Origin of the sequence: Pseudomonas sp. BJa5 (assembly GCF_030272875.2) — a bacterium.
Lineage (GTDB): Bacteria > Pseudomonadota > Gammaproteobacteria > Pseudomonadales > Pseudomonadaceae > Aquipseudomonas.
Genome location: NZ_JALRNG020000054.1, coordinates 1 through 14,898, shown reverse-complemented (window position 1 = coordinate 14,898; position 14,898 = coordinate 1). Strand labels below are relative to the sequence as shown.

The following is a 14,898-nucleotide window of genomic DNA, read 5'->3' as shown; positions in this document are numbered from 1 at the left end:
CCCACAGGCGGTGTAGGAGCGGGCTTGCCCCGCGATCAGCGCAACTGAATCCAGGTGGTCTTCAACTGCGTGTACTTGTCGAACGAATGCAGCGACAGATCGCGGCCAAAGCCCGACTGCTTGCCACCACCAAACGGCACGGTGACATCCAGCGCATCCACGGTATTGACCGACACCGTGCCGGCATTCAGACGCCGGGCCACGCGGTGGGCGCGGTTGAGGTCGTCGGTCCAGACCGACGCCGCCAGGCCATAGATGTGATCGTTGGCCATCGCCACCGCCTGGTCTTCATCATCGAACACGCTGACCGCCAGCACCGGCCCGAACACTTCCTCCCGGGCCAGGGTCATGTCCGCCGTCACCCCGGTGAAAATCGTCGGCTCGATGAAGTTGCCGGAGCCGTCGAAGCTCAGCTGACGACCACCGCACACCAGTTGTGCCCCCTCTTCCCGGGCCTGTTCGATGTACTGCACGATGCGTGCGGTCTGGCGCGCATCGACGATGGCGCCGGCGCGGCTGGCCGGATCCAGCGGGTTGCCCGGCTGCCACTGGCGGGCCTTGGCCACCAGCCGTTCGATGAACGCATCGGCGATCGAGCGCTGCACCAGCAAGCGCGAGTTGGCCGAGCAGACCTCGCCCTGGTTGAAGAAGATCCCGAAGGCGGCCTTTTCCGCCGCCAGGTCCAGGTCCTGGCAGTCGGCGAACACCAGGTTCGGGCTCTTGCCGCCGCATTCCAGCCAGACCTGCTTGAGGTTCGACTGCGCGGCGTACTGCATGAAGTACTTGCCGACTTCGGTGGAGCCGGTGAACACCAGCGCATCGACATCCATGTGCAGGCCCAGGGCGCGTCCGGCCTCCTCGCCCAGGCCCGGCACCACGTTGAGCACCCCGGCCGGGATGCCTGCTTCCAGCGCCAGTTCGGCCAGGCGCAGGGCCGAGAACGGCGACTGTTCGGCCGGCTTGAGCACTACGCTGTTGCCGGCGGCCAGGGCCGGGGCCAGCTTCCAGGCGGCCATGTCCAGCGGGAAGTTCCACGGCACCACCGCCCCGATCACCCCCAGCGGTTCGCGGGTGATGGTCGCCAGGGCATTGCGTGCCGTGGGCGCCACCTGGTCATACAGCTTGTCGAGGCTTTCGCCATACCAGGCGAACACCTGGGCGGCGCCCGGCACGTCGATGGTCCAGGCGTCCATGACCGGCTTGCCCATGCTCAGCGAATCGAGCAAGGCCAGTTCGTCGCGGTGGGTGAGCATCAATTGCGACAGGCGCAGCAGCACCGCCTTGCGCTCGCCGGGTGCCATCTTCGCCCACGGGCCTTGCTCGAATGCCCTGCGCGCACTGCTCACCGCCCGGTCGACATCGGCCTGGCCGCAGGCAGCTACGCGGGCCAGAACGCGGTGGGTGGCCGGGTTGATCACCTCCAGGCGCGCACCGTTCTGCGCCTGGTAAGGCTCGCCTTCGATAAATGCCGTGTCGATCAGCCGTTGCTGTTGGGCAAGGCGTGTCCAGTCATTGAAATCCTTCACCGCTGACTCCTTATTGTTATCAATCGTTGCAGAGGTACTCGGCCAGCCGGTCCATCAGCCGATCACAGGCCGCCATCTGGGCGACGCTGACGAACTCATCCGGTTTGTGCCCCTGGTCCATGCTGCCGGGGCCGCAGACCACGGCCGGGATGCCGGCCTGGTCGAACAATCCACCTTCGGTGCCGAAAGCCACGGTGCTGAAGTCATCGCTGCCGCACAGTTGTGCCACCAGCTGCGCCGCTGCACTTTCCGGTGCCGTGGCCAGGCCCGGGTAGGCCGACAACGGTTCGAAGCGAATCAAGGTGTCGGCCTTGACCGCACGCATGGCCGGCAGCAGGGTCTGTTCGGCGTAGCTGTGCAGCTCGTCGAGTACCGCCTGGGGTTCGAAGGCCGGCAAAGCGCGGACCTCGAAGTCGAAACGGCAGTCCTCGGGGACAATGTTCAGGGCGGTGCCGCCCTGGATCACCCCGACCTGTACCGTGGAAAACGCTGGATCGAAGCGCGGATCGTGGTGTTCCGGCGCCGCCAGGCGCTCACCGATCTCACCCAGGCGGCCGATCAGGCGTGCGGCCTGTTCGATGGCATTGACCCCGTAAGGGGCGTAGGCCGAGTGGCACGGCGCGCCGTGCACATGGCAACGCATGGCCAACTTGCCCTTGTGACCGAGCACCGGCTTGAGCTCGGTGGGCTCGCCGATCAGGCACAGCGCCGGCCGGGCGATGCGTTGCGGCAGAACTTCAAGCAGGCTGCGCACGCCCAGGCAACCGACCTCCTCGTCATAGGAGAAGGCCAGGTGCACCGGCCGGCGCAGCGGGCTTTGCACGAACATCGGCACCGCGGCCAATACGGACGCCAGGTAGCCTTTCATGTCTGCCGCGCCACGACCGAACAGCTTGCCGTCGCGCTCGCTCATCACGAACGGCTCGACCGTCCAGGCCTGGCCGTCCACCGGCACCACGTCGGTGTGACCCGACAGCACCACCCCGCCGGCCACCGCCGGGCCGATGCTGGCCAGCAGGTTGGCCTTGCTGCGCTCGGCGTTGTAGATCAACTCGCAGCTGACCCCCTGGCTTGCCAGGTAGTCGCGGACGAACTCGATCAGCTCAAGGTTCGAGTCGCGACTGACCGTGGCAAAGCCGATGAGCCTGGCCAGCAGGGCGCGGCTGCGCAGTTCACTCATCGCCCGGCACTCCGTAGCTCGGCGCCAGGGTCGGGTTGAGGGCGCGGGTCAGGTAGTCCTGCAATTGCGGTTCATAGGCCTGCCAAAGCTTGCCCAGTTCGCCGATGGGGTTCTCGTCGGCCCAGTCCACGCGCAGGTCGACGATCGGCCAGACCAGGTCGCCGACCACCGACAACGCTGCCGAATGCACCGCACCCGCCTCGCCACCGGCATCCTGCCCGGCCTGCAACGCAGCCAGCAAGCGCGCTGCCAGGCAGCCTTCACTGCTTTCGAAGGCCTCGACCATGCGCTCGATCACCGCGCTGCTGGCCAGCAGGTTGCCGGCGGCCACGCATTGTTCACCGGCCAGTGCGTTGTGCACGCCCAGGGCGTGGTTGCCGCTGAACACCGCAGTGCGCCCCTGGGCATCGACCACCGCCACCTGGCGGTACTGGCTGTAGCCGTTGCGGGTCAGGGCGTGGTCCAGCGCCTGGTGCGGCGCCAGCCCTTCGCCCAGGCCATCGAGCACCTGCGGGCCCAGGGCTGGCAGGGTGATGTTCTGGCTCGACACCGCCCCTACCCCGCTGCGCAGCCAGGGGCAGCGAGCACCGACGGCGATGCTCGAGGAACTGATGGCGATGCCCAACTGGCCGGTTTCAGCGCAGCGGCCGACGATGGAAAAGGTCATGGCAGGCTCCTTATTCGGGGATGACCGCGATCACGTCGATTTCCATCAGCCACTGCGGCTGGCCCAGGGCACTGACCACCAGCCCGGTGGAAATCGGGAACACACCCTTGAGCCACTTGCCGACCTCCTGGTACACCGGCTCGCGGTAGCGCGGATCGATCAGGTAGGTGGTGGTCTTGACGATGTGGCTCAGGTCGCTGCCGGCCTCTTCGAGCAGTTGCTTGACGTTGCGCATGGCTTGCTCGGTCTGTGCCCGTGGATCACCCAGGCCGACCAGCTGGCCGTTGAAATCGGTGCCGACCTGGCCGCGCACGTACACGGTGTTGCCGGCGCGCACCGCCTGGCACAGGTCGTTGTCCAGGGACTGGTTCGGGTAGGTGTCTTTGGTGTTGAACATGCGGATGCGGGTATGAGTAGGCATTAGCGGGCTCCCATGAGGCTGGCGGCTTGAAGGTGCGATTCGGTGGTGTTGCGCTCGGCCTGGCGTTGCGAGGCGTCGCGGTAGTTGAAGTAGCTGCGCTGCTTCACGATGTGGTCGGCGATGTGCTTGGCGTCGTGCCACACACCCCAGATAAAGGCCGAGCCGCGCCGTGACAGCCACGGCAGGCCGACGAAGTAGATGCCCGGTTCACTCGACACGCCGCGCTGGTGCTTGGGCTTGCCGTTGTCCTTGAAGGCATCGACCTTGAGCCAGCTGTAGTCGACCGAGTAGCCGGTGGCCCAGATGATCGAGGTGATGCCGGCCTTGGCCAGGTCCAGCTCGCGGATCGGCTGGGTCAGGCAGTGCGGATCAGGCAGCATGATCCGGGCTTCAGGTTCCAGCGGCAGGTCCAGGCCGTTGCGGGCGATGTAGGCATCGGCGGCATCGAGCAGCGCCAGGTAGTTCTCGTCGCCGCGGGCGATGTTCTCGGCCAGGTTGTCGGCAAAGCGCACCACGCCGCTGTCGAACGACTGGGTCAGGCCGACCAGGGTCATGCCCTGATGGGCCAGCTTGCGAAAATCGACGGTGTGACCGCCACGGGCACCGCTGACGGCGATGGTCACGTGCTCCTTGCCCGGCTGCATGGTTTCGGCATCCCACTCGCCCAGCACACCCAGCCACCAGCAGAAATCGCGGTTGCGGTAGGCCCGTGGCGGACGGTCATGGGCACCGACCGAAAGGTAGACCTGCTTGCCGGCGCGTTGCAGTTCATCGGCGATCTGCACGCCGGAAGACCCGGCACCGACCACCAACACGGCGCCTTCAGGCATCTGCTGCGGATTGCGGTACTGGGCCGAGTGGATCTGCAGCACTTTATCGTCCTGCGGCGCGATCGGCGGGATCACCGGGCGCTGGAACGGGCCGGTGGCGACCACCACCTGGCGGGCTTCGATCACACCGTCGCTGGTTTCAACGGTAAAGCCCGGGCGCTCGCTGTTGCGCACCAGGTTACGCACTTCCACGCCGGTACGGATCGGCGCGTTGAACTTGCGGGCATAGGCTTCGAAGTACTCGGCAACCTGGTCCTTGGCGGCGAAGGCGTCGGGGTCGAGGCCGTCGAACTCAAGCCCCGGGAAGCGGTCATGCCAGGCCGGGCCGTTGGCCACCAGCGAATCCCAGCGCCCGGTGCGCCAGGCTTCGGCAATACGGTTGCGCTCCAGCACCAGGTGCGGCACGCCGAGTCGGCTCAGGTGTTCGCTCATGGCCACACCGGCTTGACCGGCGCCAACGACGAGCGTGTCTATTTCTGTCTTGTTGATTGTCATCTCTGCGCCCTACTGAGTTTGCCCACGCAGGTAGCCGTGGGTGGGTGTAGGCCGCATTCTGTGCAATGGCGGGAAAGCGCGAAATTATGATTTTTGTGGTTGCTACAGAGTAAAAAACTGGGATTACCCTGAAACCCGTCAGCGACAAGGCCGGCGCCGACAAAATCGGTAGGCGCACCGGTGCGAGGACGTCACACTGTGGCCTGGAGAAGTAGCCGTTCCAGGGAAAACAGCATGACATTGAGCATCCGCCTTGCCCGCGCGCAAGACGCACCTTTGCTACCCGCAGTCGAGCATTCGGCAGCGCAGGTCTTTGCCTGCCATCCCGGACTGCAATGGATTGCCGAAGGTTCAGTGATCAGTTGCGCCGAGCACCTGGCATTCATCGCGTCAAACCAGGAGTGGGTAGTGGTCGATCTTCAGGACCAGCCCCAAGGATTCATTTGTACCGAAGCCATGGGGCACAACCTGCACATCGTTGAATTATCGGTGGCCCAGGCCTACCAGGGGTTGGGGTACGGTCGGCAATTGATCGCTGCGGTGTGCGACTGGGCCGGCACCCAAGGCTTCAATGCACTCACACTCACTACCTTTACCGACGTACCCTGGAATGCCCCCTTTTATGCACGCCTGGGCTTCAGGCGCCTTGCTGATGCAGACCTGGACGGCGCGCTTGCGCAGCTACTGGAGGTGGAAGTCGCTGAGCATTCGAGCGCACGCTGCGCCATGTCGCTTGACCTTGACTAACCCCGGGGCAGGCTAGCGCGGCGTCGGAATATCGGGAAGATTGACAGCCGCAATGATATCCAGGACCAGGTCGGCGGTTGGCCCTCGGCCAACGTTGGCATAAAGATTATGCGTGTTGTGATTCGCAGGGCCTTTTTGTTGCTTTTCTATCGCGATGACGTCTTTTCCTTTCGGCGCGAGCCTGACGTCCACTAGTCGAGCACGTCGGGCCTCTACCGCTTTTCCATTGCTCAGCACGTTCCAGAATTGCCCTTTGCCATAGGCTAATGGAGTAGCGTAAAGGCCCAGATAACCATTGGTACTGATATCCACTGACCAGCCGTGAAAGGCACTGTCAGGATTGAAAGCGCAGATCTGGTAGTGAGACTTCTGATCTTCGATGTTTAGAAAACTCGCGAAGAAAAAGCCCATCGGCGTGTCGTCGTCCTGAGGCAGATTGAACGTCAGCCAACCTTCACTTTGCTGCAGGCGCCTTCGGGGATCTACGTTGCGGTAATTGTCCTGATACTCCCAAATGTCCAGCGTGCCCTCGTGACCTGTTGTGGTGGAGCGAACATAGGCAACAAACGAACGCTCAGGTTGGTAGTCATAGGTTGGCATCGGTGATTTCCTCTGTTCTTCAGTTCGATGTAAGCGCAAAGCGCTCCATCAAACTAATCTCCGACTCCAATCGCTGAGCATCAGGAAAAGTCCCCACCGCGCACCTACCTCGCGGGTGAGGCTCATCCAGGATTTCGACTCTGCTCAATTTTCTGCTCTAACTGGCGCAACTGCGCTTCCTGCTTGCCGATCAACTGTAACTGTTGGCGCAACTCGGTCACCCGTTCGGCCAGGCTCAGGGCCAGGTCCTTGTTCTGCTTCTCCAGCTCATTGCGCGAGCCACTGAGTTGCGCAAGGTCCACCTCCAGCCCCTGGATCTGCGCCTGACGTCGATCGCCCTGGGTCCTGAGCGTGCGCTTTTCGTCCTTGAGCGTGCGGATCTGCACCAGCAGGCCTTCGTTGTCGCGGTTCAGGCGGGTCAGTTCGTCCTGCTTGACGATCAACGTCTGCTGCAACTGACGCAACTCGACCTGCAACTGTTGCACCTGCTCTTCATGCCGACGCTGCTCCTGCTCGCGTTGTTCGCGGCTGGCAGTGCGGTAATGCTCCAGCGCGTCGCGGGCGTGCTGGTGTTTCTCTTCCAGGGAGGCGATCTGCTCGTCCTTGTCGGCCAGGCGCAGGTTCAGCTCGCCCACCGCCTGGTTGAGCGTGGCGTTACGGGTCTGTTCAGTCTGCAAGGTGCTGCGGGTAGTCGTCAGTTGCTCTGATTCCCGGGCCAGCGCTGCTGCCTGGATCTGCAACTGCTGCTGCGCGGCGGCCAGTGCCTGCTGGCTGATCGCAAGCTGTGCTTCAAGCGTTTGCTGCTGCGCCTCGAATACCTGTCGCGCCGCTGCAACTTCCGCCTCGCCCTCCTCCTTCAACTGCTGCGCCAGTTGCGCTACCAGATGCCCCAGGGCATCGGTGAGTTTCACGCCTTCGGCTGCTGCGACAGGCTGGCTCGCATCCAGCTCCTTGAGGTAGCGATGAATCGTGGTTTTCGAGCCGGTATTGCCCAGTTCGATACGTACTGCGTCGATGCTCGGGTGGATGCCACGGGCCAGCAGCGCCTGCCGCGCTTTCTGCACTACCGCCTTGTTGATACCGCCCCGGGCCATGGTTGCTCCTACTATTTCGTATTGTGGTACGTACTATGTATTTACATGGTACAACAATAGACGTAGCTATGCCTGAAAAAGCATTTCATCAGATGGAATAATCACGGCTTATCGTATGTGAATTGCGAAAAATGGTCTGAAAACAACGTCCGACGGTACACCGTGGCGTTCCCGTCCCGACAACCGGCATTGCGCAGCTGCCGCCGCTGAACCATACATAAAGCAATACGCCATCATCGTTGGTACGTGATATCTCAGGGCAACAGGCAGCTTCGGCATGGTGACTCAAGTACGCAAAAAACGGCTTTACGACGAACTCGTTGACCTGTGCTATGAGTGCGCGCTGGACACAACAAGTTGGCAGCGATTGCTGGAGCGACTGGTCGAGGCCAGCGGTCATCAGAAGGTGTTCTTGTTCCATGCCCGTCATCACGAGCGCGACGCCCACGCCGCGACGGCCATCACCCTGGCCGCCCCTGCGGGATTGAACGGCCCGCATTGGCAACCTACCCCGGGGCTCGATTTCAGTGGCTCCCACGCTTTGGGCGCCTGGCGCAAGGCGCTCATCGATTTCGGTAGCGAGCAGGCTGTGCAAGACGTAGATGGCCACCAGCCCTATGGCCTGCATCATGTCGCCAGCGTCAGGCTCGATGAGCAGGCCGACGCGGGCATCTACCTGACCGTACTGCACCCGGTCGGCGCGCCCTCACCCTCTGCCCGGCACTTTGCGCTGTTGGAGCGAATCACCCCGCATTTGCTCAAGGCGGTCAAAGTGTCAGCCAGGATCAGTTGCCTGGAGCTTGATCTGGCCAAGCGCGACCTGCTGCTGGACCATCACCCCACCCCGCTCTGGTTGCTCGATGCCGAAGGGCACGTGCTGCACGGCAATCAGGCGGCGCGGCACATGAGCCTGAGTGGTTCACCGCTGTTTGAAAAGTTCGCCCACCTGCACAGCACCACGCAAGATACTCACCTGCGCAAGCTCATCCGGCGTGCTGCGGGCAAGTACGGCAAACGCCAGGCCGGCTGGCTACGCCTGGACACCAGCGAAGCGCAAGAGTTGCTGGTCACGCCTGTGCCCGCCGACGCGGACCGCAACCGTCACTTCAACAACCCCCTGGTGCTGCTGGCACTGCTGGAAAATCGCTTGCCCGGCCCGTTGCTGACCGAGCTGTTCCAGCTCAGCCCGGCCGAACACCGGCTGGCCGAACTGCTGGCCCAGGGGCTGACACTGGAATGCTGCGCCACGCGCCTGAACGTCTCCATCAACACCGTAAAGACCCAGCTGCGTGCCCTGTTCCGCAAGACCGGCACCACCCGCCAGGCGCAACTGATCAACCTCTTTGCGCGGTTGATCGGGGGGTGAGGACGGGACTGTCCTGCAACCTGCGCCCCTCTAGGTAAACAGCTGCACATCACTCGCCGACAAGTTCGTCACCCCGCTCAAGGTGACCACCGCGACCGCATTGTCGTTGGCGGCGCCGTCGGCATCGTAGTAGAGCGTGTGGTCATCCTGGTTGAACACCAGGTGCGCGCCCGCCGCCTCCTGCTGCTCGCCACTGACATTGGCCAGAGCATCGGCGACGCTCTGGCCCTGCAGGTTGAACAGCCCGCTGTTGAGCGCCAGTACGTCGCTGCCCTGGGTGAAGTCGCTGATCAGGTCGGCACGATCGCCCGGCAATTGGGCGAACTGGAAGGTATCGGCACCGGCGCCGCCGTTGAACCAGTCGGTTTCCAGGGTGCTGCGGATCAGGTTGGCGGTGGCGTCGCCGGCCCATTCGAGGTGATCGACGACCGGATTGCCGCTGGCGTCGTAGCGTTGGCTGTAGATATTCAGCCCGCTACCGCCCAGGTCGAAGGATGTCCAACCCACTACATAGCCGCCGTCACCGAGACCGGCAATCGTCGGGTACATCTGGACGTCCTGGGTCGTGCTGTTGACTCGCACTTCCCCCCCCACTGCAGCGCCACTGGCGTCGTAGCGCTGCGCGTAGATACCCCAACTGCTGCCGTCCTGGTCATTGGACATCCAAGTCAGCACATAGCCGCCGTCATTCAGCACAGCTATTTCCTGCGCGCTTTGACTGCCGAGCGTCGTGCTGTTGACCCGAACTTCACTCCCCAGCGCAGTGCCATTGACATCGAAATGCTGCGCATAGATGCCAGAATCGCTGCCGTCCCGGCCGTAGGCCATCCAGCTCAGCACATAACCGCCATTGCTCAGCCCAGCGACTACCGGGTGGCCCTGAGAGCCGGGTGAAGAGTTGCTGAGCAGCACTTCGCCCCCTACCGCTGCGCCGCTGGCGTCGTAGCGCTGCGCGTAGATGCCCGTGCTACCGTCCTGGCCATTGAACAGCCAGCTCACCACATAGCCGCCGTCATTCAGCGCGCCAACAGTCGGATCCATCTGATTACCGAGACTCGTGCTATTGACTTGCACCTCTCCACCCACCGCTACGCCGCCGGCGCTATAGCGCTGCGCGTACACACCAATGCCGCTGCCGTCCTGACCTTCGGACGCCCAGCTCACCACATAGCTGCCATCGGCCAACCCCACCACACTCGGGCTGTACTGATTATTCGCGGTGACGGTGTTGACCCGCACCTCGCCGCCCACCGCCGTACCGCTGGCATCGTAGCGCTGCGCGTAGATACCAATACCACTACCGTCCTGGCCGCTTGAGGTCCAACTCACCACATAACCGCCATCACTGAGCGTGCCAATTACCTGTTGCTGCTGAGCGTTGGCGGTCGTGCTGTTGACCCGCACCTCGTCACCCACCGCCGCGCCGCTGGTGTTGTAGCGCTGGCTGTAGATGTCGAATGAGCTACCGCTCTGGCCCAAGGTCATCCAGCTCACTACATAGCCGCCACCAATCAACTTGACGATCACAGGATCCATTTGGCCATCAGCTGTAGTGCTGTTGACCAGCACTTCACCGCGTATGGCCTTCAGCTGCACGCCATCACCAAACAGCAGCGTTTCGACATCGTGCAGAGAATCGTTGCCATCGTTGCCATCGGCCAAATTCAGATCATTGACGCTGACCTGGGCCAGCCCCTGCGCAGCAAAGGAAAAGTCGCGCTGGTTGCCTTGGTACAGCGCCGTGTCGTGGCCTTCCCCACCGAACACGGTGTCGTTGCCAGCACCGGCGACAATGCGCTCATCACCGCTGCCCAAGCGGATCAGGTTATTCCCGGCATCCCCCCTCAGCGTCAGCGTATTGGCGACGGCATGGCCGCTGGCATCAAAGCGCTGCGCGTAGATGCCCCACTCGCTGCCGTCCTGGTTATGACTGGACATCCAGCTCACCACATAACCGCCGTCGCTGAGGGCGTCGATCGTCGGCTCCTGTTGCATGCCATAAATGGTTGTATTGACCTGCACTTCGCCGCCCACCGCTACACCGCTGGCGTCGTAACGCTGTGCATACACACCGGTAAAGGCGCCGTCCTGGTTTTCCGATTGCCAGCTCAGCACATAGCCGCCATCGGCCAGCGCTACCACACTCTGGAAGGTTTGATTACCCGTGGTGAACGTGTTGACGCGCACCTCACCGCCCGCCGCTGCACCGCTGGCGTCGTATCTCTGCGCGTAGACGTCCCAGAAAATGCCGTTCTCACCGTGGTTAGAAAGCCAACTGACTACATAGCCGCCATCAGCCAACCCCGTCACGCTCGGGCTTGACTGATTATTCGCGGTGACGGTGTTGACGCGTACTTCGCCGCCCACCGCTGCACCGCCGGCATCGTAGCGCTGTGCGTACACACCGTCGCCGCTGCCGTCCTGATCGTAGGAACTCCAGCTCACTACATAGCCGCCATCGGCCAACCCCGCCACGCTCGGGTTGAACTGATCATTCGCGGTGAACGTGTTGACGCGCACCTCGCCGCCCACCGCTGCACCGCCGGCATCGTAGCGCTGCGCGTAGATACCATTTCGGCCACCGTCCTGGCCAAATGAGTTCCAGCTCACCACATAACCGCCATCACTGAGCGCGCCGATAGACGGATTGAACTGACTGTCAACGGTGGTGCTGTTGACCCGTACCTCGCCGCCCACGCCGGCGCCACTGGCATCGTAGCGTTGCGCGTACACATCCCAGCCATTGCCGACCTGATCGTTGGTTATCCAGCTCACCACATAGCCTCCATCGCCGAGTGCGCGGATCACAAGATCTGCCTGACTGCCTGTGGTGCTGTTGACCCGTACCTCGCCACCCACGGCGGCGCCACTGGCATCGTAGCGTTGCAGGTAGGCGGCCCAGTTGCCCTGCTCAAGGGACATCCAGCACACTACATAACCGCCACCGACCAGCGCCGTCACGCTCGGGCTTGACTGGAAACCGGCGGTGGTGGTGTTGACCAGCATCTCTCCGCCGGCAGCGCCCTCGACCCCGATTGTCCCGTCGGCAAAGCTCAGTTGCTCGACAGTCGTGATCTGGTCTCGCCCGGCCTCGCCGCTCCCGGCCCCGGCCTCGACCGCCAGATAGCCATGGGGGTCGAAGGTGACGGTGTACTGGTTCATGCCGGCGCTGTAATGCGCGCTGTCGTTGCCCGCTCCCCCGTCGAGCTGATCGTTTCCGGCACCGCCCGTGAGTTCGTCGTTTCCGCCCAAGCCAAGCAGGGTGTCGTTGCCGCCCAGGCCAAGCAGCCGGTCACTCGACGCCGTCCCGGTCAGTGCATCGTCGCCCGCACCGCCTTGAACCATCAGCGTGAACGAGCCACCACCTACTGGCGACGTAGCAGGAGTGAAGTTGTCGAGGGTCAGTGTTGCCGCGTTGGTGTTCTGCAGGGTGATGACGGTCCGCCAATTGTTCGTAACGGTACCCGCCGCACCGTCCAGGTCCCACTGCAGCAACGTGTCGGCGCCTTGCTGCACCAGGCGTAGAAAACCGAGCGCCGGGTCGAACGGGTTGCCACCACTGTAGTTGCCGTTCCAACGCAGAAGCTGATCGATATCGAGAATGTCGCCATTGGCGCCGGCGGCGAAGTCACTGACCTGCAGTTGGCCGAAGGAGTATCCCTGCAACTGGTAGGTGTCACGTCCGCTGCCACCGACGACCGTGGTGACGGATTGGGCGTTACTTTGCTGAACCAGAATCGTGTCGTTACCGGCCCCCGCATCAAGGCTGTTGTGACTTACCGGACCGATGATATCAACGAAATAATCGTGATCCTGCAGATAATCATCGCCGTCACCGCCAATGAGCGTGTCGTCACCCATTTCATCGACCAAAGTGTCTGCACCGGCGCTGCCGGTCAGGATGTCGTTGCCCTCCCCGCCAATCAGAATACTGCCTTCGGCATCATTGCCCGCCAGCAAGGTGTCATTGCCCTGGCCGCCATAGAGCTGGTCGAAACCACTGCCACCATCGAGCAGGTCATTACCGCCGAAACCGTGCAGTACGTCGTTACCCGCCAAGCCATAAAGTGCGTCGACAACCAGGCTGCCGGTAAGATTATCGCCGTTGGGCGTGCCGTTCAGCTTAAAACCCAATGGACTGCCATCCGGCGGCACCGGCGTCGCAAAGTTGTCGATGGTCAGTGTTGCCGCACTGGTATTCTGCAGCGTCATAATGGTTTGCCAATTGTTCGTGACGGCACCTGCGCCGTCACGGTCCCACTGCAGCAGGGTGTCAGCACCTTGCTGCACCAGACGCAGAATACCCAGCGCCGGGTCGAACGGGTTGCCGCCAACGTAGTTGCTGGTCAAATACAGAAGCCCATCGATGTTGAGGATGTCGCCATTGGCGCCGGCGACAAAGTCACTGACCAGCAGTTGGCCGATGGAGTCCTGCACATAGTAAACGTCACGTCCGCTGCCGCCGTCGACGGTGGTGACGGAATTGGGATTGCTCTGGCGGACCGCGATAAAATCGTCACCGGCACCCGCATCCAGGCTGTTGTTGCTTGCCTGATCACTGTTGCTGATATCCACGTCGGACAGAAAGTCATTTCCATCGCCGCCAATGAGCGCGTCATTGCCAATATCACCGTTCAAATAGTCATCACCGGCGCTTCCGATGAGAATGTCATTGCCCTCCTCGCCGTACAGACTACTGCCATCAGCGTCGTTGCCCGCCAACAAGGTGTCATTGCCCTGGCCACCCAAGATTTGGTCGAAGCCACTGCCGCCATCGAGCAGGTCATTGCCGTCAAAACCAGAGAGGTAATCGACTCCGGCCAAGCCATAGATCGTATCGTCGAACGCGCTGCCGTTGAGCATATCGGTGTCGGGCGTACCGTTCAGTGTCAGTCCTGATGAACTGACCACTGGCACCGCAGCCGGTGAGAAATTGTCGAGGGTCAGTGACGCCGCATTGGTGCTCTGCAGGGTGATGACGGTCTGCCAATCGTTCGTAGCAGCCGCCGCGCCGTCGCGGTCCCACTGCAGCAAGGTGTCGGCACCTTGCTGTGCCAGACGCAGGTAACCCAGCGCCGGGTCGAACGGGTTGCCCTCGCTGTAGCCATTGCTCGCCAACAGCAACTGATTGATGTTGAGGATGTCGCCATTGGCGCCAGCAGCGAAGTCGCTGGCAACCAGTTGGCCGATGGAGCTTTCCTGCAAGTTGTAGGTATCACGTCCGCTGCCGCCAACAACCGTGGTGAAGGCATTGGCGTTGCGCTGATAGACCAAGAACGTGTCGTCGCCCGCCCCTCCTTCAAGGGTGTTGGTGATGGCCTGGCCGCTGTTGTCGAACTCCTCCAGATAGTCATTGCCGTCACCGCCCCGCAGCAGATCGCTGCCCCTTTCGCCGCGCAGTGTGTCATCGCCGCTACCGCCTTCGAGCGTGTCATTGCCACTGCCACCGAACATGGTGTCCACACCGCTGCTGCCGGTCAGTACGTCATCGCCCTCTTCGCCCACAAGATAACTGCCATTACTGTCGTCGCCCGCGAGCAATGTGTCGTTGCCCTGGCCGCCAAAGAGATAGTCATAACCACTGCCACCATCGAGCAGGTCATTACCACCAAAACCGTTCAACGTATCGTTGCCCGCCAGGCCATAGATCGCATCATCGACCACGCTACCGTTGAGCACATCGTCGTTCGCTGTGCCGTTGAGCGTCAGGCCCAACGCGCTGCCATCCGGCGGCGCGGCAGGCGAGAAGTTGTCCAGGGTCAGTGTTGCAGCGCTGGTATTTTGCAGCGTGATGACGGTCTGCCAATCGCTCGTAACGCCACCCGCACCATCCTGGTCCCATTGCAGCAAGGTGTCGGCCCCCTGCTGCAGCAGGCGCAGGTAACCCAGCGCCGGGGCGAACGGATTGCCGCCGCTGTAACCATTGCTCGCCAACAGCAACTGATTGATGTTGAGGATGTCGCCATTGGCGC

10 protein-coding genes are annotated in these 14,898 nt (G+C 62.5%); 2 read left to right on the top strand and 8 right to left on the bottom strand.

Annotation, left to right across the window (positions count from 1 at the left end):
- Positions 1 to 35 precede the first annotated feature (35 nt).
- From M2D63_RS23610 to M2D63_RS23590, 5 genes are read right to left on the bottom strand one after another with little or no spacing between them, the layout of a single operon-like run.
- Entirely contained in the window at positions 36 to 1,526 is a 1,491-nt protein-coding gene (locus M2D63_RS23610) for an aldehyde dehydrogenase (RefSeq protein WP_285865481.1), read from the bottom strand.
- Between the two features lie 19 nt (positions 1,527 to 1,545).
- Positions 1,546 to 2,706 (bottom strand): acetylornithine deacetylase, encoded by a 1,161-nt coding sequence (gene argE, locus M2D63_RS23605; RefSeq protein ID WP_285865480.1) that lies wholly within the window; start codon positions 2,704 to 2,706, stop codon positions 1,546 to 1,548.
- Entirely contained in the window at positions 2,699 to 3,373 is a 675-nt protein-coding gene (locus M2D63_RS23600; RefSeq protein WP_285865479.1) for a DUF1028 domain-containing protein, read from the bottom strand. Before M2D63_RS23600 ends, argE begins: the two co-directional genes overlap by 8 nt.
- Before the next feature lie 10 nt (positions 3,374 to 3,383).
- The gene (locus tag M2D63_RS23595; protein WP_285865478.1) at positions 3,384 to 3,794 is read right to left on the bottom strand and encodes a RidA family protein; all 411 of its coding nucleotides are present in this window, start codon (positions 3,792 to 3,794) and stop codon (positions 3,384 to 3,386) included.
- Entirely contained in the window at positions 3,794 to 5,119 is a 1,326-nt protein-coding gene (locus M2D63_RS23590; protein ID WP_285865477.1) for an NAD(P)/FAD-dependent oxidoreductase, read from the bottom strand. Before M2D63_RS23590 ends, M2D63_RS23595 begins: the two co-directional genes overlap by 1 nt.
- Positions 5,120 to 5,353: 234 nt before the next feature.
- Here M2D63_RS23590 and M2D63_RS23585 point away from each other — a divergent pair, with 234 nt between their 5' ends.
- Entirely contained in the window at positions 5,354 to 5,866 is a 513-nt protein-coding gene (locus tag M2D63_RS23585; RefSeq protein WP_285865476.1) for a GNAT family N-acetyltransferase, read from the top strand.
- Between the two features lie 12 nt (positions 5,867 to 5,878).
- Here the strand turns inward: M2D63_RS23585 and M2D63_RS23580 are convergent, their stop codons facing one another.
- Positions 5,879 to 6,466, bottom strand: coding sequence for a hypothetical protein (locus M2D63_RS23580; protein WP_285865475.1), 588 nt, complete (start codon positions 6,464 to 6,466; stop codon positions 5,879 to 5,881).
- A 122-nt stretch (positions 6,467 to 6,588) separates the two neighbouring features.
- A complete protein-coding gene (locus tag M2D63_RS23575) occupies positions 6,589 to 7,560 on the bottom strand; it encodes a DNA-binding protein (RefSeq protein ID WP_285865474.1) in 972 nt (323 codons plus the stop codon).
- Between the two features lie 277 nt (positions 7,561 to 7,837).
- Between M2D63_RS23575 and M2D63_RS23570 the strand changes: the two genes are divergently transcribed.
- Positions 7,838 to 8,926 carry a helix-turn-helix transcriptional regulator gene (locus M2D63_RS23570; RefSeq protein WP_285865473.1) on the top strand — a complete coding sequence of 363 codons (1,089 nt, stop codon included), beginning with the start codon at positions 7,838 to 7,840 and terminating at the stop codon, positions 8,924 to 8,926.
- Between the two features lie 30 nt (positions 8,927 to 8,956).
- Here the strand turns inward: M2D63_RS23570 and M2D63_RS23565 are convergent, their stop codons facing one another.
- Complete coding sequence (locus tag M2D63_RS23565; protein ID WP_285865472.1) at positions 8,957 to 14,860, bottom strand: calcium-binding protein; 5,904 nt, start codon at positions 14,858 to 14,860, stop codon at positions 8,957 to 8,959.
- Positions 14,861 to 14,898: the final 38 nt, after the last annotated feature.